Annotated in this window: 25 protein-coding genes; 16 read left to right on the top strand and 9 right to left on the bottom strand. The window is 58.7% G+C overall.

Annotated features, from left to right (window positions below):
- Window positions 1-403: 403 nt before the first annotated feature.
- The 6 genes from AC6I1V_RS16645 to AC6I1V_RS16620 all read right to left on the bottom strand — a co-directional run bounded on the left by AC6I1V_RS16645 (window position 404) and on the right by AC6I1V_RS16620 (window position 7,292).
- The gene (locus AC6I1V_RS16645) at window positions 404-1,300 is read right to left on the bottom strand and encodes an ATP-binding cassette domain-containing protein (protein WP_302554153.1); all 897 of its coding nucleotides are present in this window, start codon (window positions 1,298-1,300) and stop codon (window positions 404-406) included.
- Window positions 1,297-2,313, bottom strand: a complete 1,017-nt coding sequence (locus tag AC6I1V_RS16640) for an ABC transporter ATP-binding protein (protein WP_486853442.1) — start codon at window positions 2,311-2,313, stop codon at window positions 1,297-1,299. The genes AC6I1V_RS16645 and AC6I1V_RS16640 overlap by 4 nt, the downstream gene beginning before the upstream one ends.
- 85 nt (window positions 2,314-2,398) lie before the next feature.
- Window positions 2,399-3,970 carry an ABC transporter substrate-binding protein gene (locus AC6I1V_RS16635; RefSeq protein WP_486853443.1) on the bottom strand — a complete coding sequence of 524 codons (1,572 nt, stop codon included), beginning with the start codon at window positions 3,968-3,970 and terminating at the stop codon, window positions 2,399-2,401.
- A 54-nt stretch (window positions 3,971-4,024) separates the two neighbouring features.
- On the bottom strand, window positions 4,025-4,930 hold the full coding sequence (locus AC6I1V_RS16630) for an ABC transporter permease (protein ID WP_486853444.1): 906 nt from the start codon (window positions 4,928-4,930) through the stop codon (window positions 4,025-4,027).
- Entirely contained in the window at window positions 4,930-5,919 is a 990-nt protein-coding gene (locus AC6I1V_RS16625; protein WP_302554157.1) for an ABC transporter permease, read from the bottom strand. Before AC6I1V_RS16625 ends, AC6I1V_RS16630 begins: the two co-directional genes overlap by 1 nt.
- A 674-nt stretch (window positions 5,920-6,593) precedes the next feature.
- On the bottom strand, window positions 6,594-7,292 hold the full coding sequence (locus tag AC6I1V_RS16620; RefSeq protein WP_302554158.1) for a DUF554 domain-containing protein: 699 nt from the start codon (window positions 7,290-7,292) through the stop codon (window positions 6,594-6,596).
- Window positions 7,293-7,420: 128 nt separating this feature from the next.
- Here AC6I1V_RS16620 and AC6I1V_RS16615 point away from each other — a divergent pair, with 128 nt between their 5' ends.
- The 10 genes from AC6I1V_RS16615 (at window position 7,421) to AC6I1V_RS16570 (ending at window position 11,373) form a co-directional block, all read left to right on the top strand.
- A complete protein-coding gene (locus AC6I1V_RS16615; RefSeq protein ID WP_497737261.1) occupies window positions 7,421-7,756 on the top strand; it encodes a tripartite tricarboxylate transporter substrate-binding protein in 336 nt (111 codons plus the stop codon).
- 755 nt (window positions 7,757-8,511) lie between these two features.
- Window positions 8,512-9,120, top strand: a complete 609-nt coding sequence (locus AC6I1V_RS16610) for an HAD family hydrolase (protein ID WP_497737260.1) — start codon at window positions 8,512-8,514, stop codon at window positions 9,118-9,120.
- A complete protein-coding gene (locus AC6I1V_RS16605) occupies window positions 9,117-9,299 on the top strand; it encodes a hypothetical protein (RefSeq protein ID WP_497737259.1) in 183 nt (60 codons plus the stop codon). The genes AC6I1V_RS16610 and AC6I1V_RS16605 overlap by 4 nt, the downstream gene beginning before the upstream one ends.
- A gap of 57 nt (window positions 9,300-9,356) precedes the next feature.
- Entirely contained in the window at window positions 9,357-9,635 is a 279-nt protein-coding gene (locus AC6I1V_RS16600; protein ID WP_337430981.1) for an AbrB/MazE/SpoVT family DNA-binding domain-containing protein, read from the top strand.
- Window positions 9,632-9,967: a type II toxin-antitoxin system PemK/MazF family toxin gene (locus AC6I1V_RS16595; protein WP_482333743.1), complete on the top strand. Its 336-nt coding sequence runs from the start codon at window positions 9,632-9,634 to the stop codon at window positions 9,965-9,967. Before AC6I1V_RS16600 ends, AC6I1V_RS16595 begins: the two co-directional genes overlap by 4 nt.
- Window positions 9,968-10,101: 134 nt before the next feature.
- Window positions 10,102-10,488, top strand: coding sequence for a D-Ala-D-Ala carboxypeptidase family metallohydrolase (locus AC6I1V_RS16590; protein WP_486855089.1), 387 nt, complete (start codon window positions 10,102-10,104; stop codon window positions 10,486-10,488).
- A complete protein-coding gene (locus AC6I1V_RS16585; protein ID WP_497737258.1) occupies window positions 10,488-10,778 on the top strand; it encodes an RNA-binding protein in 291 nt (96 codons plus the stop codon). The genes AC6I1V_RS16590 and AC6I1V_RS16585 overlap by 1 nt, the downstream gene beginning before the upstream one ends.
- 1 nt (window position 10,779) lies before the next feature.
- Window positions 10,780-10,980: a hypothetical protein gene (locus tag AC6I1V_RS16580; RefSeq protein WP_486854745.1), complete on the top strand. Its 201-nt coding sequence runs from the start codon at window positions 10,780-10,782 to the stop codon at window positions 10,978-10,980.
- Complete coding sequence (locus AC6I1V_RS16575; RefSeq protein ID WP_486854746.1) at window positions 10,970-11,098, top strand: hypothetical protein; 129 nt, start codon at window positions 10,970-10,972, stop codon at window positions 11,096-11,098. The genes AC6I1V_RS16580 and AC6I1V_RS16575 overlap by 11 nt, the downstream gene beginning before the upstream one ends.
- The gene (locus tag AC6I1V_RS16570) at window positions 11,095-11,373 is read left to right on the top strand and encodes a hypothetical protein (protein WP_486854747.1); all 279 of its coding nucleotides are present in this window, start codon (window positions 11,095-11,097) and stop codon (window positions 11,371-11,373) included. The genes AC6I1V_RS16575 and AC6I1V_RS16570 overlap by 4 nt, the downstream gene beginning before the upstream one ends.
- 473 nt (window positions 11,374-11,846) lie before the next feature.
- Here AC6I1V_RS16570 and AC6I1V_RS16565 read toward each other — a convergent pair whose 3' ends face one another.
- Together AC6I1V_RS16565 and AC6I1V_RS16560 are read right to left on the bottom strand one after the other, a co-directional pair.
- Complete coding sequence (locus AC6I1V_RS16565; RefSeq protein WP_486854748.1) at window positions 11,847-12,101, bottom strand: hypothetical protein; 255 nt, start codon at window positions 12,099-12,101, stop codon at window positions 11,847-11,849.
- A 9-nt stretch (window positions 12,102-12,110) separates the two neighbouring features.
- A complete protein-coding gene (locus tag AC6I1V_RS16560; protein WP_486854749.1) occupies window positions 12,111-12,902 on the bottom strand; it encodes an ORF6N domain-containing protein in 792 nt (263 codons plus the stop codon).
- A gap of 159 nt (window positions 12,903-13,061) precedes the next feature.
- Between AC6I1V_RS16560 and AC6I1V_RS16555 the strand changes: the two genes are divergently transcribed.
- The 4 genes from AC6I1V_RS16555 (at window position 13,062) to AC6I1V_RS16540 (ending at window position 15,796) form a co-directional block, all read left to right on the top strand.
- A complete protein-coding gene (locus AC6I1V_RS16555; RefSeq protein ID WP_479858684.1) occupies window positions 13,062-13,289 on the top strand; it encodes a helix-turn-helix domain-containing protein in 228 nt (75 codons plus the stop codon).
- Between the two features lie 424 nt (window positions 13,290-13,713).
- On the top strand, window positions 13,714-14,094 hold the full coding sequence (locus tag AC6I1V_RS16550; protein WP_337431777.1) for a phage baseplate plug family protein: 381 nt from the start codon (window positions 13,714-13,716) through the stop codon (window positions 14,092-14,094).
- Window positions 14,094-15,014, top strand: coding sequence for a baseplate hub protein (locus tag AC6I1V_RS16545; RefSeq protein ID WP_486854750.1), 921 nt, complete (start codon window positions 14,094-14,096; stop codon window positions 15,012-15,014). The genes AC6I1V_RS16550 and AC6I1V_RS16545 overlap by 1 nt, the downstream gene beginning before the upstream one ends.
- Complete coding sequence (locus AC6I1V_RS16540) at window positions 15,014-15,796, top strand: Gp138 family membrane-puncturing spike protein (RefSeq protein WP_486854751.1); 783 nt, start codon at window positions 15,014-15,016, stop codon at window positions 15,794-15,796. Before AC6I1V_RS16545 ends, AC6I1V_RS16540 begins: the two co-directional genes overlap by 1 nt.
- 36 nt (window positions 15,797-15,832) lie before the next feature.
- Here the strand turns inward: AC6I1V_RS16540 and AC6I1V_RS16535 are convergent, their stop codons facing one another.
- Complete coding sequence (locus AC6I1V_RS16535; protein WP_302552312.1) at window positions 15,833-16,582, bottom strand: endonuclease; 750 nt, start codon at window positions 16,580-16,582, stop codon at window positions 15,833-15,835.
- Between the two features lie 132 nt (window positions 16,583-16,714).
- Here AC6I1V_RS16535 and AC6I1V_RS16530 point away from each other — a divergent pair, with 132 nt between their 5' ends.
- Both AC6I1V_RS16530 and AC6I1V_RS16525 read left to right on the top strand, forming a co-directional pair.
- Entirely contained in the window at window positions 16,715-17,995 is a 1,281-nt protein-coding gene (locus AC6I1V_RS16530) for a contractile injection system sheath initiator (protein ID WP_486854752.1), read from the top strand.
- Window positions 17,996-17,999: 4 nt separating this feature from the next.
- Entirely contained in the window at window positions 18,000-19,238 is a 1,239-nt protein-coding gene (locus AC6I1V_RS16525; RefSeq protein WP_486854753.1) for a hypothetical protein, read from the top strand.
- Window positions 19,239-19,266 lie beyond the last annotated feature (28 nt).

The following is a 19,266-nucleotide window of genomic DNA, read 5'->3' as shown; positions in this document are numbered from 1 at the left end:
ATCCGGGTTGGCAGGATAACCAATAGTTGCATGATGTTGCGTTACTCGTTTCGGGGAGGGAATCCTCCCATATGAGCCTTACCCCCTTCCGGGGGCAGAATACCAAATATTTGTGTGATACGGCTTTGCCGCTCCGGGTGGGGGGAAAAATCCGTCCGCAATGGGTCTTACCTATTTCGGCTGGGCAGGATGTTCAATTATCCGGTATTTGCGGCCTTACTTCATCCGGGTGGGCTGGATAACCAATAGTTGCGTGATATTGCGTTACTCGCTTCGGGGAGGGAATCCTCCCATGATGGGCCTTACCCGTTCCGGGGGCAGAATACCAAATATTTGTGTGATATATTTGTGTGATGCGGCTTTGCCGTTCTGGGTGGGGGGAAAAATCCGTCCGCGATGGGCTTTACCCGTTCCGGGTGAGCAGGAAATGTTCCGGCAGGACTTCACGCCATGCCCCGCTCAGATCCGCCGTTTCATGCGTGTAGGGAATGATCGTTTTTGAGCGTTCGTAAACAGGGTCAGGCACGGGGATGGCGGAAAGCAGCGCACGGGTATAGGGATGCAGGGGGTTCCCAAAAAGTTCTTTCGCCGGGGCGAGCTCCACCAGCTTGCCCTCGTACATGACGCCCACGCGGTCGCAGAGGTAACGGACCATCGACAGGTCGTGCGCGATGAACAGGAACGTGAAGCCGTGCTGCCGCTGCAAGTGCTGGAAGAGGGAGACGATCTGCGCCTGTATGGAAACGTCGAGCGACGCGACGGGCTCGTCGGCAACGATCAGTTCGGGGTTGACGGCTATGCTGCGGGCGATGGCGACGCGCTGGCGCTGCCCGCCGGAGATCTCGGCGGGGAACTTGTTGCCGTAGCTGGTGTCCAGCCCGACAAGCGTAAGCAGCTTGTCCACTTCGGCCCGCATCCGGCCCTTATCTGGATACAGGCGATTGATGACCAAGGGTTCCGCAATGATGTCGGCGACCTTCATGCGAGGGTTCAGGGCCGCCGCGGAGTCTTGAAAGATGACCTGCATGTTGCGCTGGATATCTTTCTTGTGCTCCCGGTAGGAGCGCTTTTCCGAGATCAGGAAGCCCTTGAAGTAAATCTCGCCTTCCGTCGGGGTATAAATGCCCATGATGGCGCGCGCCACCGTCGATTTGCCGCAGCCGGATTCCCCGACCAGCCCGAAGATTTCCCCCCTGCGCAGGTCGAAGGAAATCCCGTTGACGGCGCGCACCGTCAGGGACTTGTTGATGGGGAAATGCTGCTTGTAATTCCTGACGGATAAAAGAACCGGATTTTTCAATGGATCATACCACGGCGTTTGATGGTGACGGGAGGCGTGACCGCGGGCGCCCTTTCATCCAAAAGCCATGTTGCGGCGCTGTGGGTTTCGGAAACGCGGAACATCGGGGGCATCCGTTCGTAGTCGATTTTCATGGCGTACCGGTTGCGTTCGGCGAAGGCGTCCCCCGGAGGCGGATCAAGGAGCGTCGGCGGCATGCCCGGAATCCCCTTAAGTTCCCCGTTTTCCACGGCCTGGGAGGGAAGGGCCCCCAACAGCCCCCATGTGTACGGGTGGCGCGGGTCGTAAAAAATTTCCTCGGCGGTTCCGATCTCGACGATCTTCCCGGCGTACATCACGGCGACCCGATCCGCGACGCGGGCGACCACGCCCAGATCGTGCGAAACCAGCACGATGCCGATGCCGGTCTTGCGCTGGATGTCGCGCAGCAGGTCGAGCATCTGCGCCTGCACGGTCACATCAAGCGCCGTAGTGGGCTCGTCGGCGAAGAGGATGCGCGGGTTCAGGGCCAGCGCGATGGCCAGCACGCACCGCTGGCGCATCCCCCCGGAAAAATAGTGCGGCTGGAGGAGCATCCGTTGGGCCGGATCGTCGATGCCCACGCGGTGGAGCATGTCCACGGCCAGCTTTTGCGCGTCTTCCCGGCTCATCCTGCGGTGCTTCAGCACGGCTTCCGTGATCTGTTTCCCGATGGGGATCGTGGGGTTCAGGGTGGTCATGGGGTCTTGGAACAGCATGGAAAACAGGGAGCCGCGCAGCGTCCGCATCTGCTTTTCGGTATAGGGGGCAATGTCTTTGCCGTCGATGAGCATTTTGCCGCTGATCCGGGCATTGCCGGGCAGGAGCTTCATGACCGATTTGCACAAGACGGACTTGCCGCATCCTGATTCGCCCACGATGGCGAGCGTTTCGCCGCTTTTGAGGGACAGCGAAACGTCCCGGACGGCCTGAACGGTTCCGTCGGGCGTGTCGAAGTGAACGGAAACGTTTTCCAGCTCCAATACGGTATCCATGTCTTCCCCGGTGCTCTGCAAAGTCGGTGCCCTGAAAAGGCGGCCGGGGCCGCCCGGATGTCCCGGACGGCCCTGCCGCGTACGGTCAACGGTTCAGCGTCCAGTCTTCGATGTTCCACATGACGCCCACGGCATGGTGGCCGAGAACGCGCGTGGCATCAAGCCCTTCCAGCCCGGCGATGCTGACGTAGTTGCCGTTCAGGTACGCGAACAGCAGGTGTCCGGGGCGTTCGGCATAGGCTTCCTCAAACTGGGCGTAGATGGCCTTGCGCTGGGCCGGATCTTCGGTGGCGCGGCCCTTTTTCAGCAGCTCGTCGACCTTGGGGTTGGAATAGGCCATCGTGTTGTCGCTGGCCCCGGTGACGAAGTCCTTGTAGACGCCGTCCGGGTCGAATTCGGCGGCGAACCCGGCGAGGAACCCGTTATACCCGGCCTTCCAGTCAAACTTGGTGACGAGGACGATCTGCATGTCGACACCGGCTTTCTTCAGCTCGTTGGCGATGACCTTGGCGATGTCCACGCGCTCTTCCTCATAGTCCCGGACCTGAATCGTGAACGAGAACTTCTGCCCGTTGCGCTCGTAGATGCCGTCCTTGCCCTTCTTCCAGCCGAGCTTTTCCATTTCGGCGGCGAACTTTTTGAGATCGTAGGGGTAGATGTCCGCAGCCTTGTTGCCGCCGTAGGCGTTCATCTGGATGGGGCTGAACGCGGGGAACCCTTGTCCGTTCAGCACGCTTTTGGCGATGGCTTCCTTGTTCAGGGCGTAGTTCAGCACGCCGATGGAGTCGCCGTTCCGCTTCCAGAAGTCGGTGTGGAAATCCATGGCGGCGGAGCGGTAGTCGGCGGTGGCGAAGTCGATATTCTTGTAGCCGTCCTTGCCCCGGAACGTGTCCGCATACTTGGCGTTCAGCCACGCGAGATCCGCTTCCCCGGACTGAAGCATGAGGGCCTTGGTGCTTTCGACGGCGACGGTCTTGTAGACGAGCCGGTCGATGTTCGGCACCTTGCCGTAATAGTCCTTGTTCTTTTCAAGGATGATCATGCCGCCGGCGGTGTCCCACTCCACGAACTTGTAGCGCCCGGTGCCCACGGGGTGCTGGTTGGCGGGGGCGGTGTTGATGTCTTTGCCCGCGAACAGGTGCTTGGGCAGGATGCCGATGGTGAAGTTGTCCAGCATGGCGGCGTTGGGCTTGGACAAGGTGAAGGCCACGGTATGGGCGTCTGGCGCGCTGATCGATTTGATGTCCTCGTAGTTGCTGGTGATGGATGAGGCCAGCGTCTTGTCCTTGGTCAGCGCGCCGTAGGTGAACAGGATGTCATCCACGGTAAGGGGCTTGCCGTCGTGCCACTTCACGCCGTCGCGCAGCTTGAAGGTATAGGTATGCGTCCCCTTGTCATAGGTGAAGCTCTCGGCGAGTTCGGGAACCGGCTGGCCTTTGGCGTCGTACTTCATCAGGCCGGAAAAGATGATTGTGGGCAGTTCCTGATGGTTGTTGAGCAGGGGGTTGATGGTGTCCTCGTTTTCCCCGGCGTAGACAAGGGTGTTCGCCATTTCGTCGGCGGCGTAGGCGGGCGCCCAGGCAAGGCAGAGCGCCAGGCTCATGAGGCCCCAGCGGGCCGTTTTTAAGACCAAAGCGGTCAGTCCGTTCCTCTTCACGGGATGCTCCTTTTCGGATTGTCGTACGTTACCTATTAAAAAGGCGACCTGCGGTTACAGGTTGCTTGGCCCTTGGTTGCTTCTTTTTCGGAAGTAATGGCCGATGCTGGTGATGCTCAGCAGCGTAACCACAAGGAAGACGCCGGGGATGAGGATGACCCACCACGAGTTGAGGAGAAGGGCGCGGTCGGCCAGCGCGAGCATGCTGCCCCACGAGAGCACGTCGGTGGGCAGGCCGAGGCCGAGGAAGCTCAGGGTTGCTTCCATCGCCATGCTGGTGCTGATGCTGGAGATGACCACGAACATGATCGCCGACACGAAGTTCGGGATGAGGTGCCTGCGCATGATGAAAGGGAAACCGGCCCCCATGCAGCGCGAGGCGAGGATGTACTCGCTGTTGCGGATCTGCCGGACTTCGCTCCTGACGATGCGGGACAGGGGGAACCAGCCGGTGACGCCGATGACGAGCGCAATGGTGAGCTCGTTCTGCTTGCCCATGAGGGAAAGGATCAGCAGCAGGGACAGGAGAACCGGGACGCTTTGCAGGAGTTCCACGGCCCGCATCATGGCGCCGTCCACGACGCCGGAAGCGGCCCCGGACAGGCAGCCGTAGAAGACCCCGATAAGGGTAATGACCGCCGCGCTCATGAGCCCGATGGAGATGGAGGCCCTGCCGCCGTACCAGATGATCGAGTAGATGTCCCGCCCAAGGGAGTCCGTGCCGAACCAGAATTCGGCATTGGGGGCCTCGTTGACGTTCATGAGGAAGAATTCGGCGGGATCATGGTTGATGATCAGGCCGGAAAAAAGGCAGCCGAGGGCGATCACGGAAAAGACGGCAACGGAGAGGACGGGCTTGCCTTTCAGCCGTTCCCAAAAGCCTTTTTTCCGTACGGCGGGCCTGTGCGTCCTGTACCCGGCCCCGACGATGGTGAAGGCGTCGTTGGAAGGGGCGTCCATCAGCACACGACCCCGTCGGAAGATTTCATGCGCGGATCGATGACTTCGTTGACGGCCTGCGCGACGAGGCTGCTCAGCATGACCATGGCCCCGGTGATCAGCACCATGAGCATCAGCAGGTTGTAGTCGTGGTATTTGGCGCTGGATACGGCAAGCAGGCCGATGCCCGGATAGTTGAATACGGATTCCGCCACATAGGTGCCGCTCAGGACGTGGGGGATGGATATGGCCATGATGCTGACGATGGTGGGGAGCACGTTCCGCAGGCAGTGGCTCAGCAGAACCCGCGTCTTCCCAAGCCCCTTGGCCCGTGCCAGCAGCACGTAGTCGCGGCGGACTTCATCCAGCAGCTTGTTGCGGATCATATAGGCGTAATACCACAGGTGGCTCGCCACCATGACGATGAGCGGCAGGACGAGGTGGCGCAGGCGGTCGGCCACGTCGCCGGATTTCCCGATCCCGTAGGCCCCGCTGCTCGGCAGGAGCTTGAGGTTGACGCTGAAAACGAGCACCAGCACCACGCCCATCCAGAAGGCGGGCACATAGAAGGCCACCGTACCGATGCGGCAGACGAACCGATCCATGAAGGTGTCCTCGAACCGGGCGCAGAAAAGGGCCAGCGCGATGGCGAGCAGAAAGACCAGCGCGTAGGCGATGCCGCCGAGCATGAGCGTATTGCCGATGAGCGGGGAAACGACGTCGAGGACGGGGCGCTTGTATTTCAGGGAGATGCCGAAATCCCCCTGCATGACGTTGCCGATCCATTTGGCGTATTGCCCCCAGATGGGGCCGTCCAGCCCCAGCCGTTCCCGCGCGGCGTCCAGTTCGGCGGTCGTCATGGACTGCATGGCGTCGCCGTAGAAGGATTGGAGCGGATCACCGGGGGTCAGGCGGGATACGTAGAAAACGATCAGCGACAACAGAAACATCATGGCGATGAACACCAGCGTTTTCCGTGCGAGAGAAGCCATCATCTGCCTGCCGTTCATGGTCTGCCTTCCTTGGAGCGCAATCCTTCGGACTGTGCCGAACCTGTTTCGTAACACATTGTTTTCTTAGATAGAGATTTGAGTGTTACGTGTATAAAAAATGTAATACGAGATATATCGGGCACCGCCGGCGGTGTCAATGAGAGGCTTCCCGCATCAAGCGCACGCTGGGTGCGGACGGATTCCCTTCATGCCCATAAACGGATTACGTCCTGATATGAAAAGGAAAAACGGAGAAAGCGTCCCCGCCGCCGTCCGCATCGGTTCCCTAAGCGTGCCGCGATGCCTGTGTATAGGGCAAGGTGTTACTTTTGTCAAATTGATGTTATCCGATGGCATGGCTATGTACCTATGCGCGTGTCGATGCCGTGATCCTGAGCCCTCCATACTCGGCAACCGGCAATGCACCCTATGACCCGTGCGGTGGGGCAATCCCCGCCTTCAGGCCATGCGCATAGAGCACGAGGCCGCTTACCGTACCGGGGATAACCTTCAGGCCATGTATCCCATGCCCATAGCCACGTCCGGCCCCCAACAAGGAAGAAGCCTGTGCGCCACTATTACCTGCGCGTGTCCATGCGTGATCCCGCAATGGCTGCGCAGGCAATCGGGGGATTGCCAGACCTCCCATCCGTTGGAGGGCAAATGGAGCGGTATGGGGATCTGTGCGGCTGCTACACGGCATACCGCGCCCACAGCGCGGAGAGCGGCATGATGATGAGCATGGACGGCAGCATGTTGATCACGGGAAAGATTTTGATGCCGCACATGCGCAGCCCCGTGGCGACGAAGATGACGCCGCCGCAGGCGGTAAAATCACCGAGCATGCCCGGCGTCATATACGGGGCGAGGGAGGCGGCGGAAGCATAGAGCAGGGCGAGGATGGCGAACTGGGGTATGGCGATGAGGCTGACCGACAGGCCGAAAAGCGTCCCGAAAACAATGCCGCTGAACAGATCGAGAACGGCCTTGGTGAGGAGGATATCCGTGGATCCGGTGATGCCTTCGTTTATCGCGCCGAAGATGCCCATGCTGCCGAAGCAAAAGGCGGAAACAAGGGTGATGATGTTCACGATGTACGCCTCATTCCCGCAGTGCTTGCTTTTCGCGAGACGGAACAGCGCCCTGATGCACTTGGCGAGAAAAGACTCGGCAAAGACGAGCTCGCCGATGACGGAACCCACGATGAGGGCCATGACCACGACGGGGAGCGAGGAAGCCTTGTTGACGAGGGTGGAGCCCATGCACAGCGTGATCACGCCGAAGATGAGGGGAAGGGTTTCCTTGACGCGCTTCGGGATGAACCCGGAGAAGAGGGTTCCGGCAAGCCCGCCGATGAAAAGGGCGCAACTGTCTGCAATCGGTCCGATCATGATACTTCAACCTGTTGAAATGATATAAAAGATTGTTTTATTCAAGCGTACCATGAAACATGGCTCTGAAAAATTGTCAAGCGGCAAATAAAAGGAATGCTGTTTGGCTGCATCATAGAAAACGGTCGATGTTTTTTCCTTTGGCGACGTTTGCGCTGGAACGCCTCGCCATGCTGCCCGATGTGCCGACCCTGCGCGAGCTCGGCTATGATTTCTCCCAGACGAGCTGGCGTGTCCTCGTGGTGAACAAGGATACCCCGGACGCCATTGTGGAAAAGCTCGCCAAGGCTTCCGAGCAGGCGTTGGACAGCCCGGCCATGAAGAAGTCCGCCGAGGAGAATTACGAGATTCTCGCTTGGCTGCCCCCAAGCGAGGCCGATGCCTTCCTCCAGTCCGAGTTTGATTTTTATCGGGATCTGTCCATGTCTATGGGCCTGCATTATACCCAGCGGCCCAAGAAGTAAGCCTCTGCATCGCATCCTTAACAGCCTTTCCGTCTATGGCGGAGAGGCTTTTTTTGTGGGTAATGTTTTGGCTCTGTCATAGCATGTGGTTGCTTTATTTTTGGGCTGTGTCATAGAAAACGGTTGATGCTTTATCTCTTGAAATTCCAAATGGATAACCAATAAAATCCCCCAGTCATGGAGCCCGCCAGCGGAAAATTGGAGAAAAAGCATATATTTTTCAGCATATTGCCGAGACAAAACAACCATGTGCCATGACAGAGCCTATTTTTGTAATATATTGAAAATATAGATTTTGTATCAAGTTTTTTCGCTGATGAACCCATGATTGGGGCGTTTTATTCTTTGGAATTTCAAGAAATAAGGCATCAACCGTTTCCTATGGCGCACCTATGTTTTTCAAGTGGCGTTTCGGACGCTCGGTTTTGAAGCCATGCCGCTCCAGACAGTGTTTTTCAGGGGCGGTAAGCGCAAGACGCTTTGGAAAGCAGAGAGTTCCGTACTGGCAATTTAGGGAAGGGGGGCCTCTTCAGCGGCAGTTTTCCTCCCTTCCCCAATGCGTTTGTGCCCTTCGCCGCCGGAGGTGCCCCCTCAGCCTCCCTTCCGCCGGACGGCGATTGACAACCGCCAACGGGATACATAAGAAGCAAGGCCATATGCTGGCTGGTGCCTGCGCTTGCCTCCCCGCTTCCGAATGTGCTGCGTCTATTCTGCCGAGGCGGTTTTGCCGCCCACCGCAACACACAGGAGGCCCCATGACGGGATGTGGAGCGGAACGCTACGCCGACTGGTTTTTTGACTTGGATGGGACGCTGGTGGACAGCGCCCCCGATATCTTGCGGCTGCTCGGCGGCGTGCTGCGGGAGGAAGGGCTCGCCGTGCCCGAACTGGACAAAGGGCGCATTGGGCCGCTGCTGGAAGACATCATCCGCGGGATCTGCCCGGATCTGGCCCCTGCGGATCTGGGGCGCATCGTCCGCATCTATCGGGCGCGCTACCGCGCCTGCCCCTTTGAGGAAAGCCCGGCCTTCCCCGGCATACCGCCGCTGTTCGAGCGGCTGTCGGGACGGGGCTGCCGGCTGTTTGTGGCTACCAACAAGCCGGAGGACGTAACCCGCCGTTTGCTCGACGTGCGGGGCCTCCTGCCGTACCTAGCCGGGTTCGCGTGCAGCGATTCGGTGCCGGGGCGTCGGCTTTCCAAGGCCGGGATGCTGGCCCTGCTCATGGAGCGCCACGGCGTAGGGCCATGGGTGGGGTATCCACGTACATTCCCCGCAAGCCCGTTGCGGGTTCCCCGCTTTCCGCCGTCATCGGGCCGGAGCGCATGGAAAGGCTCTGCGCAGCCTTCGGGGGACTCCGGGTGACGCTTCCGAACAGGCGCAAGGGCGAGCCGTTCAAGGACAGGATCGTCCGCATGTTGGAAACCGGGAAGTCGCCGGGACGTATCGCCCTCGAACTCGGCGTAACGGAACGCTATGTGCGCATCCTCGCCCGGCAGGTAAAGGAACAGCCCAAGCCGCAGGTGCAGCTCAGGCTGTGGTGATGAGATTGACTATCTATGTATATGGATATACCGTATATCCATAAGAGGAGGATAGCCATGAACACCGCTACTGTTTCCAAGTGGGGCAACAGCCTTGCATTGAGAATCCCGAAGGGCGTGCTTGAAGAGAGCAACCTCAGGGAAGGGGACTCCGTCAACATCGAACTGGTGAATGGTGTCATTACCCTGAGAAAAGTCCGCAAGGTCAAGCGGTATGCCCTGGAAGAGGTGCTGGATAGTTTTCAGTCGGCTCAGGAGCATCCTGAGGTTGATTGGGGGGCTGATGTGGGCGGGGAACGCCTTGAAGCCGAATTTATGGGGAAGGCTGGCCAATGAGCGTACAGAAAGGAGAGCTGATCTGGGTGGATTTTGATCCCACCAGAGGGCATGAACAGCAAAAACGGCGTCCCGCCATAGTCGTATCCGCCAGTACATTTAACGATCGTATGGGTGGAATTGTCTGGGTGCTTCCTATTACTTCCAAGAAGAAAGGAAGGCCGGATGAGATTGCCCTCCCTGAGGGGCTTCCGGTTAGGGGCGTCTTGCTGCTCTCACAGTTGCGGGCGCTGGATATTGCAGCAAGAGGGTTCGAGCGCATTGGCATGGTGCCTGACGAGTTTATGGATGATGAGGTATCGGGGCGTTTGATCGCTGTTCTCGAAGGCTGAATTGCATAATTATGCACTCTGGGGACGGGATGTTTCTGCATCCTGTCTTTTTTTGTGCCCGGAATCCACCGGAACCAGTTCAGGGTGCCTCCTCACGCCCCACCGTGGCACAGTGGACGCAGGAGGATTTTTTTATGGCTGTTCTTCCCTTGCGCCATTTCTCCCCGGTCGAGTTCCGCTGCAAGTGCGGGTGCGGCGCGGGCATGGAGAAGATGGACGCCGACCTGCTCCAGATGCTTGATGAGGCCCGCGATTTGGCGGGCATCCCGTTCCCCCTTTCTTCCGCCTACCGCTGTGCCAGGCACAACAAGGCCGTCGGCGGCGTGCCCACCTCCGCTCATACGCGAGGTTACGCCGTGGACATCCGCTGTGTGGATTCCCATTCCCGTTTCGCGATCCTTCAAGCGTTGCTTGAAGCTGGGTTCCGGCGCATCGAGCTGGCCCCGACGTGGATTCATGTGGACAACGACCCGGACAAGCCGCGCGACGTGGCGTTCTACCAGCAGGGAGGCAAATACTGATGGAACAGACCGTGATTGATTTTCTTTTTTCGACACTGGCAAGCCTTGCAGCGCAGTACCCCGAAGCCTCGTGGATCGTTACCGCCGTCGCCGTGCTCATGTCCCTGTGCGGTGTGGCTGCCGTCGCGACCATCTGGCTTCCCGTGCCCAAAGGGACGACCGGGGCCTATGCCGTCTTCTACCGCTGGACGCACGCCCTTGCCGCGCATTTCGGGCAGAACAAGGGCGCCGTGGCGGACGGCAAGTCCGAAACCGTGCGGGCCGAAGTCAGGGCCGTGACGGGGAAGTGATGTGCGGGCCGTCCTTGAGTTCCTCACCTCTCTCGTCGAGCTCCTCGAGCTGTGGCTTCGCCAACGGTACGGCGAACGCCGCGAGGCTGATCGCGCTGCTGTTTGTGATGACGCCGGCGGCGAGTGGGTGCGCTCGATGGGCGGAACCGACCGCCGTGACAAGCCCGGCCCCCTTGACGCCGGGGGCCGTCGTGACGGGTGAGTGGTTCTACACCTACCGGGGCGAGACGTTCACCGAGCCCGGCGAATGGGTGCACCTGCCCGCAGGCGAGGCCGGGAACCTGCTCCTGTGGATTAAGAGCGTTGAGGAGGCGCAATGAGCGACGATGTGCAGCTTGTCCGTGAAATCGGGGAAGTGAAAGCCGAACTTTCCGGGCTCAAGGCCGAAGTCGCGGGCACCAACCAGCGCCTTGACGACATCGTGATTACGCAGCTCAAGGATCACGGCAAACGCATCGCCGGGCAGGATGTCCGTATTTCGGCACTTGAAGCGGCGGAGAACAAACGCGCCGGGGGACTGTCCGTACTTGCTGGCGTGGCTGCGGCGGCAGGCAGCATCGGTGCGCTCATCATGAAACTGATCGGCCCGATGTGAGCTACCGGGAACAGAAAAGAGAGAGCCACCAACCGTGAGGAAGGGGGCTTTGTTGTACACCCTACGTGTGTGGAGAAGACTCCAGTGCATAGCGCAAGGCGTCGATGCAGTAGAAACACCCCACGCGTGTGGGGAAGACCCGCCTACACGGCGGATAACCTCACGCAGGCTGACATGCTGATAGTGCCGGACTTCTAAACCGCCCACACGGCGGATAACGTTCTCTCCGAGAGCCACAGCCCCCTTGTGGGCTTCTAAACCGCCCACACGGCGGATAACCCTAGAGATGTTTGATAATCTTTTCTTTTTTTCAGCGTGTTGCATCAACATCCCTATCAAACCCTTCGTTTTTAGGGCTGCTTTACAACCACTTTATTCCAAAAGGTTTTCCCGGACAACTTTTTTATGAAGCCTAGAAGCTCCGGGGCAAGATATAAAAAAAGCCCCCTTCCTCACGGTTGGGGGCTGTTTCGTTACAATGCCTTGATGGCGTCCGTCAGCCGCAAAATTTTATGTTTCGCAGCCTGTCCCATGAAGAGGAAGGGCAAGGCGTTGCGGGTAAGGTGGAAGAACCGTTGCCGCTTCCCGGCGGGGCTGATTTGCGCGTCCGGGGTGAAGGCTGTTTCCGCGAAGTCCGGCGGGAGGATTGACCTGGCCCGGTCTATGTCCCGCATGGGCTTGGAGTGCTTGCGCTGCATTCCCTTGGCTGCGTCGAGGGTGGTGAGCATATCCGCCCCCTACCGTGCGTTCAACTGCCGCACGATTCCGAGCAGCGCGTAGCCGGGGTTCGCATAATCCGCGAGGTGCCTTTCCGGGTAGATAAGAGCCTGCCGGAGATCAGAGAATATGGCGTGCTGGAGGAGATCCGTGAGGTTCCTTGTCGGATCCATTCCCTTGATGGAGCCGCTCCTCATGCCCGAACGCCTTCCCAACTCCAGCCCTAATTCGAGGCAAAGGTTAAAGGAGTTCGACATCAACGGTTGGAGAATATTGCGTACCTCTTCATGTGCGGACTGGATTTCTTCAACAAACTTCAAGAACGGCGTTTCGTCCATATCGGGAGCCGGGGCGGGTAGGTTCCGTTGAGCCGGAGGGAGCGCCTTCTTCTCCTTCCGTTTTTCAAGAGGCTTTCGGTCGGGTTTAACTGCAAAGAACGTCTCTTCCAGAAGCTCGAACACATCCCACGCCCGATCCGAGTTCAGCATCTTTGCGTGACGTGCCGCACCGCGCTTTGTCCAGAGTATCAGCACACGAACCTTGGATGAGATTTGTGAGTCGAAATTTTCGACTCGCAAACGAAAATCCTTGAGATCTTGACCTGATATAGAAAAAAAGTGTTTCCCTTCAGTGAAGCGTTCCCGGTTGTTGGCATAATTTTGACGTATCTGCTTAGGAGTAACGTCATACGCCTGCGCCAACATCTCAGTAGTCATGACAGGAATGTTTTTATAAAATGAACTAAGATAAGACGGCAGTGAAATAGAATGATTGACGGAAGATCGAAGATCGGTGATATTAGATAAAACCATAAGTCTGCTCTCCTTGAAGTAGGTTGATGGTTAGGCCCGTCTTGGTGTTGACAGCACCTTGGCGGGCTGTTTTTAGGTATTGCCCTTTCGTTGATTTACGTGTACGATACTTTACATAGAAAATCAAGTATTGCTTCAAAAAACAACGCGGGTGATTAAATGTTTATAAGTCATATTAATAGGTTAATTAAAGAAAAAAAAATTACCACTCAAAAGCTGGCTGATTTATCCGGCGTTTCCCGGCAAGCACTGTTCAAAGCCCGGCAGGACGACGGCATCTCAGAGTGCCGCCTCTCAACGCTTACCCGCATCGCGGACGCGCTTGGGGTAGACGTGAAGGAAACCTTTGAAAGGAAACCTTCTGAGAGCCATGAGCAAAAATGTTGACTTCATACGCCAATGACGTACAGTAACGCTATGGAATTTATCGAAGCGCCTGTATTTACTCGTCTTGTAACTTCTTCCTGACGATGAATACCGCGAACTCCAGTTCTTGCTTGCTGACAATCCCTCTTGCGGCGTTATCCGCCGTGTAGGCGGCTTAGAAGATTCAAGCATTACAAGCATAAAAGGTTCCCCAATCATCCGCCGCGAAGGCGGTTTAGAGGGTCTTCTCTTACTCTTGTTAAAGAGGGTATATCCGCCGCGAAGGCGGTAGAAGGCTTGCATCGGTACAAGTAAGTAGCGATGGGTTATCCGCCGTGTAGGCGGTTTGGATTGTCAAAAGCTCCGGCCTCATTCAGCAGCCGGGGCTTTGTTTTGGAACATGTTCAGGGTGAGGCAGACGCAGATTCCCGTCTATCCTTCCCCCATGGCATACCTTCTTCCTCTCACATCGGACGGCGAGCGCACGTTTTCCGTGGTGCTCGGCTCCAGCACCTATTTTTTCCGCTCCTACTATGTGCGCGGGCAGGAATCCGCGTGGCTGCTCGACATTTCCGACGCTGGCGGCTCTATGCTGGCGTCCGGGGTGAAGCTGGTTCCGGGGAGCCCGAACTGTCTTGCGGGCTATGGCGACGCCTTCAACGGCGAGAACATCGTGGTGACGCTCTCGCGGGGCAGGCCCGGCGACGAGGAGGCCCCCGGCGATACGCTCAACGTCCTGTGGTTCCCGGAAGGGGAGGAATCCCCATTCACGCTCGGCGATCCGATGGAAACGCTCGGCGAAGCGATCCGGCTTGCGGGGGAATGATGGCCGCAGAAAAGAAAAGCCTCACGCCGAACCGTCCGTTCCTGCGGCGCATCGTCGTCACGCTCGGCCCGCTCGAAGAGTGGCGGGGCAAGAGCAGAGGCGAGATTGTGCAGTTCAAGAGCGACGGGACGCTTGAGGGCCTGCGGGTGACGGGCACGTTCCAGAAGACGCTCATGGGGATGCCGCAGCCGTCGCAGATTTCCATCTATAACCTCTCCCGCGACACCCGGAACGCCATCAAGGGGAGCCTCACCAAGATCACGGTCGAGGCGGGGTGGGACAACACCGACCTGCGCAAAGTCTTTCAGGGCTCGATCATGTCCTCAAGCTCGGAACGGAACGGGCCGGACATCGTGACCAAGCTGGTGGCCCTGCCGGGGTACGGCTCGCTCGTGCGCGGCGTGAGCTCCGTGACCTTCGGCGCGGGCACGCCCGTGAGCGTCGCGGCGCAGAAGCTGGCGTCCGATCTGCCGGGGCTGACGGTGCAGGACGGGAACTTTCAGGGCGTCGCCGGGAACATCGGGCCGCGCGGGTGGAGCTACGCGGGCGCGACGAAAGACGGGCTGACCCGGCTCGGAGAGGAACACGGCTTTTCGTGGAGCGTGCAGGACGGCGAGGTGACGGCCATCGGGGATCGTTTCATGCTCGGCAGCTACGTCGAACTGAACGGCGAGAACGGCGGCCTGATCAGCATTGCGCCGACGCTGACCGGGCCGATGCAGATCCAGTCCGGGGTGAAGATCAAGGCCCTCTACGTTCCCGGCATCAGCGCCGGGCACTCCATCAAGGTCAACAGCACGCTCAACACCCGTCTGAGCGGCATGTACCGCATCCACACCATGAGTATCAACATCGACGCCTACAGCGAGGCGTGGACGATGGACATTGAGTCCTTCCGGTTCCCGCCGGGGAAAAAGTGATGGCAGACTACTCCGTTACGTCCGAATCAGAGAACCTGCGCCTTCAGATGCGGCGCATGATGGACGGCCTGCACGTCGCCATGCCCGCCAAGGTGCTCGCTTTCCAGCCGGGGCCGCCCGTCCGCGTCACCGTGCAGCCCACTACCCAGATGAAAATCACGCTGGGCGAGGAAGTCAGCTACCGGAGCCTTCCGCAGCTTTCCGGGGTGCCCGTCGTGCTGCCGTTCGCGCAGACGGCGGGCTTTCTGCTGACCGTCCCCATCCAGCCGGGGGACACCGGGCTGCTCGTCATCCCGGATCGCGGGCTCGACAACTTTTTGCAGGCCGGGGACGTGTCCGCGCCGCCTTTTTACGGCGATCCGACGCTGATACAGCCGCGCGGCCACAGCCTCACGGACGCCATCTTCATTCCCGGCCTGTCGTCCGACGCCGTGGAGATCGCCGACTACAGCACGGAAGCCATCGAGCTGCGGGACAAAGAGCGCAAAAGCTACATCAGCCTCGGCCCGGACGGCATTACGATGACGGACGGAACGGCGGTCATGAAGATGAGCGGCGGGAAGCTCGAAACCACGGCTCCGTCCGGCATCGCCATGCAGACCGACGCGCAGTGTACCGTCAGGAGCCGGAACATGGACTTGAGCGGTACGGGGAACACCTTTTCGGGTGACTGCCGTTCCACGAACGGGACGTTCACCGACAAGGACGGCGTGGTGCTCGGCGCCCATACGCACGAAGGCGTGCAGACTGGCGCCGGGACGACGGGCGGCCCTGTAAAATGAAAAGGCCTCAAGATGGGCAGGGTGTATATGCGCTTTCTACCACAGTCCGGCATTTTGGCATGCCAGCTCTACAAACGGGTTTCCATTGCCCTGTAACGCTTTGATCCGTCTGGCCCGCGTGCATTCCCACGCATCAACCGGATACATTTTGTCCCATGCGTCCATAAGCTGCGTCTGCTGGCGGCTCATCTGGTATCGCGGCCCGTAGGCAGCGGCCATATATTTATAGGTACGGGCAATCTGGCCTCGTGCGCGTACGGGCGGCTCGGCTTTCCGGTCGGCAATCTTCATCCCGCAGCTCCCGAAGTCCGGCTTTTCGTCGGGGAGCATCTGGTAATTGTAGTTTGAGCGGGCGGCGTTGACCGCGCCGATAGCGGGGTAAAGGTTGTACATGTCCGCCTGCATGAGCCGGTATTCCCTATTTGCCTTTTCCGCGCACTTACGGCCCTTGAAAGGCTTCCCTTTGTTGTCCACGCACTGGGCGTTCCCATCGCGCCACTCCGCGAACGCGCGCCCGAAGTTCTCGGCGGGGACGACATGTTCCCATTCGATTTTTTTCGCCCGCTTGATGTGCTTTGCGGCGGTGAAGCCCTCTGGAAGGGTGACGTTTTTCTTTTCGTCGAACACTGCCCCACAGTAAAGCGTAACCCGGTGATCATAATAGACCTGTCGTTCCAGCATCTTCTTGGCTTTATTGAACGACTCGTTCCACTCGTTGCCGGCGGCCTGCGCCCCGGACACCACAGCCAGCACGGTTATCAGGGACAATAGAATCTTTTTGTACATACGTATGCCTCCAAAAGAGGCATATAGATAATTTTATATAAATTAACAAATATAATTCCTGCGCACAGGAACTTGTTCAGGGTGAACGCGCCGGGCGTTCCCCCGTACGTTCATGGGGAGCAGGAGAAAGCGATGGCTTGGGACTTGGAGTTCAAAAACGGCGACCTGACGGGCGGCATTGCGACGGGTGACGATGAAGTCATCCAGCGCATCCGCACGCGCCTGTTCCGGGAGCGTGGGGAATGGTTCCTGAATACCGCTTCGGGCTTGCCGTGGTATCAGGACGGCAAGGGAATCCTCGGCGCGACGCTGCGTGACAAGGGCACTGTGGATCTGTTGATCCGCAAGCGAATTCTGGAAACGGAAGGCGTCTCCAGAGTTCTCAAGCTCAACAGCTTGTTTGCCGCAGGGCAGCGCGAATACTCCATCTATATGCAGGTGTTGCTCAATTCGGGGAAACTGGTCGAGCAAACCGTGACTGTCCATGAGTCCGTATTCACGGCGCCGGGGATGGCCATGTCCGATCTCACGAAGCTGATGGCTCAGAATATACTGTTCTCTGACGGCGAATCATTGCAGGAGAAGCTGGAAAACGGGGCGTTTGTCGGCCCGGAAGGAAAACCGGGAAAAGACGGCGCAGCCGCGACGCTTTCCGTTGGAAAGGTGACGACGGGAGCACCGGGAACCGAAGCCGCTGTTCAGAACACAGGAACGGATAAGGACGCTGTCCTGTGGTTCACCATCCCTCGCGGTGAGCAAGGAATACAGGGTGAACAAGGAGAACAGGGGATACCCGGTATTGATGGGGTTATAGCGACGGTCGCCGTCGGCGAAGTTCAGACAGGTGAGGCCAGTTCCAATGCTAAAGTCACGAACAGCGGGACGGAGAGCGCAGCGGTTCTTGATTTTGTAATCCCTCAAGGCGTTCGCGGTGAGCAGGGCATACAGGGGAAGGCGGCACAGGTTTCCATCGGCACCGTCACCACTGGCGAACCCGGAACACAGGCTTCCGTCACCAACAGCGAAACGGATGATGACGCCGTGTTCGATTTTGTGATTCCGAGGGGGAATACCGGAAAAACCGGAGCGAAAGGCGATAAAGGGGATACCGGATCTACGGGACAGCAGGGGCCAAAAGGGGACAAGGGCGATTCCGGGCTTTTCTATTCGGTCAAGGGTGCAGTTGTTTCGGGTACGACTTACGCTGCAAACGATATCGTTTTTGATCCAGACAGCAACACGGCATACCTCGTTCTCAAGTCGGCCCGGTGGCCGTTCTCGGTTGTGGCGGTTTCGGAAGGAGCGATGACGAGTTCCACTCAGGCGATTGTTTTATCCAGAGCCGCCAACGCGTCAGCCTTGAAGGACGGCAAACTGGATTCTTCGCTTTTGAACGGTGCGCTCTGGAGGTAGTGATATGGCGCCGTCCTCATATGGCATGACCCTTGCCGGGTTCATCCCCAAGCGTTTGGCGGATATCCAAAACGATATGAACGCCTCCATTGCGCTCATCGTCGATCCGGCTACAGGGGAATATCCCTTTCAGAATGCGGCTGACGACGCCATCCTCCAACAGATTGTCGGCGTGTTCGCCTCCGCACTTGAGGCGGCATGGGAAGCGGCCTATGAAGCCAGCGTCCAGTTTGACCCGCAGAAGAACACGGGGGCGGGGCAGAGCGGCACGGTGCAGCTCAACGCCATCACGCGCAAGGCGGGCACGAGGACGATTCTCACGTTTGATCTTACGGGGACGCCGGGCGTATTGGTTCCGTCAGGTGCCCTGATTGCCGCCGCTTCCGGGGAAACGGCCTACGCCATTCAGGAAAACGTCATCTTTCCCGCGGCGGAGGACGGGCAGCGGACATCCCATGTGACGGCGCGCGGGGGTTGCACCGAGTACGGCGCATTCGATCCTGAACCGGGTACGGTCAATACCATCCAGACCCCGGTTGCGGGCTGGTTCAACGCCGGCAACACGGCTACGGAATCGGTCGGGACGGCGCAGGAGACGGATGAGGAACTGCGCAAGCGTCAGCAGCGGTCTACGCAGCTCACCAGCTACCGCCAGATCGACGCCATTTATGCGTCCGTTCTGGCCGTCGAGGGCGTGACCTACTGCCGGGCCTACCAGAATGCCACGACATACCCGGTCGATGATCGCGGCATACCGTTCAAAGAAGTAGCCGTCGTTGCAGAAGGGGGCGACCCGGATGCGATCACCGACGCCCTGTTCCTGCGGTTCCCCGTCGGCGTCATCGGGCACGGGAGAATATCGATCACGAAATATGACCAGCAGGGCGTAGGTTACCCGATCTCATTCAGCCGTCCCACGCCTGTTCCCGTGTACGTCAACGTCATCGTCGAGATCACCAACAGATCGGAGTTCCCGGACAACGGCATCCGGCTCATCAAGGAAGCCATCGTCGCCTATGCCCAATACGGAGACACGAGCAACACGGAAGGGTTCCCGCCGGGCGAGGATGTCATCAGGACTCGGCTCTATACGCCGATCAACTCCATAGCGGGGCATGAGATTATCCTTTGCGAGATCGGCACGGAGCAAGGCTCTCTCGCCGAAGAGAACATCCCCATCGCATGGAATCAGGTGGCGGCCTTTGATGTTGACGGCATCACCGTCACGGTGCGGGAGCAATAGTCATACGGGTTTCTTCCCGCCTTGAGGG

The organism is Bilophila sp. T19-St14 (genome assembly GCF_059728385.1).
The sequence above is the reverse complement of the archived record's forward strand: the minus strand, read 5'-3'. Positions and strand labels throughout refer to the sequence as shown.

What these genes read in the sequence shown, in the direction of transcription:
- AC6I1V_RS16640 (WP_486853442.1), bottom strand. Translation starts at nt 2,313, where the DNA reads ATGGATACCGTATTGGAGCTGGAAAACGTTTCCGTTCACTTCGACACG.
- AC6I1V_RS16525 (WP_486854753.1), top strand. Translation starts at nt 18,000, where the DNA reads ATGGCGCCGTCCTCATATGGCATGACCCTTGCCGGGTTCATCCCCAAG.
- AC6I1V_RS16595 (WP_482333743.1), top strand. Translation starts at nt 9,632, where the DNA reads ATGAGCGTACAGAAAGGAGAGCTGATCTGGGTGGATTTTGATCCCACC.
- AC6I1V_RS16540 (WP_486854751.1), top strand. Translation starts at nt 15,014, where the DNA reads ATGGCAGACTACTCCGTTACGTCCGAATCAGAGAACCTGCGCCTTCAG.
- AC6I1V_RS16590 (WP_486855089.1), top strand. Translation starts at nt 10,102, where the DNA reads ATGGCTGTTCTTCCCTTGCGCCATTTCTCCCCGGTCGAGTTCCGCTGC.
- AC6I1V_RS16600 (WP_337430981.1), top strand. Translation starts at nt 9,357, where the DNA reads ATGAACACCGCTACTGTTTCCAAGTGGGGCAACAGCCTTGCATTGAGA.
- AC6I1V_RS16625 (WP_302554157.1), bottom strand. Translation starts at nt 5,919, where the DNA reads ATGAACGGCAGGCAGATGATGGCTTCTCTCGCACGGAAAACGCTGGTG.
- AC6I1V_RS16610 (WP_497737260.1), top strand. Translation starts at nt 8,512, where the DNA reads ATGACGGGATGTGGAGCGGAACGCTACGCCGACTGGTTTTTTGACTTG.
- AC6I1V_RS16585 (WP_497737258.1), top strand. Translation starts at nt 10,488, where the DNA reads ATGGAACAGACCGTGATTGATTTTCTTTTTTCGACACTGGCAAGCCTT.
- AC6I1V_RS16555 (WP_479858684.1), top strand. Translation starts at nt 13,062, where the DNA reads ATGTTTATAAGTCATATTAATAGGTTAATTAAAGAAAAAAAAATTACC.
- AC6I1V_RS16535 (WP_302552312.1), bottom strand. Translation starts at nt 16,582, where the DNA reads ATGTACAAAAAGATTCTATTGTCCCTGATAACCGTGCTGGCTGTGGTG.
- AC6I1V_RS16545 (WP_486854750.1), top strand. Translation starts at nt 14,094, where the DNA reads ATGGCCGCAGAAAAGAAAAGCCTCACGCCGAACCGTCCGTTCCTGCGG.
- AC6I1V_RS16630 (WP_486853444.1), bottom strand. Translation starts at nt 4,930, where the DNA reads ATGGACGCCCCTTCCAACGACGCCTTCACCATCGTCGGGGCCGGGTAC.
- AC6I1V_RS16530 (WP_486854752.1), top strand. Translation starts at nt 16,715, where the DNA reads ATGGCTTGGGACTTGGAGTTCAAAAACGGCGACCTGACGGGCGGCATT.
- AC6I1V_RS16615 (WP_497737261.1), top strand. Translation starts at nt 7,421, where the DNA reads ATGTTTTTTCCTTTGGCGACGTTTGCGCTGGAACGCCTCGCCATGCTG.
- AC6I1V_RS16570 (WP_486854747.1), top strand. Translation starts at nt 11,095, where the DNA reads ATGAGCGACGATGTGCAGCTTGTCCGTGAAATCGGGGAAGTGAAAGCC.
- AC6I1V_RS16550 (WP_337431777.1), top strand. Translation starts at nt 13,714, where the DNA reads ATGGCATACCTTCTTCCTCTCACATCGGACGGCGAGCGCACGTTTTCC.
- AC6I1V_RS16620 (WP_302554158.1), bottom strand. Translation starts at nt 7,292, where the DNA reads ATGATCGGACCGATTGCAGACAGTTGCGCCCTTTTCATCGGCGGGCTT.
- AC6I1V_RS16565 (WP_486854748.1), bottom strand. Translation starts at nt 12,101, where the DNA reads ATGCTCACCACCCTCGACGCAGCCAAGGGAATGCAGCGCAAGCACTCC.
- AC6I1V_RS16560 (WP_486854749.1), bottom strand. Translation starts at nt 12,902, where the DNA reads ATGGTTTTATCTAATATCACCGATCTTCGATCTTCCGTCAATCATTCT.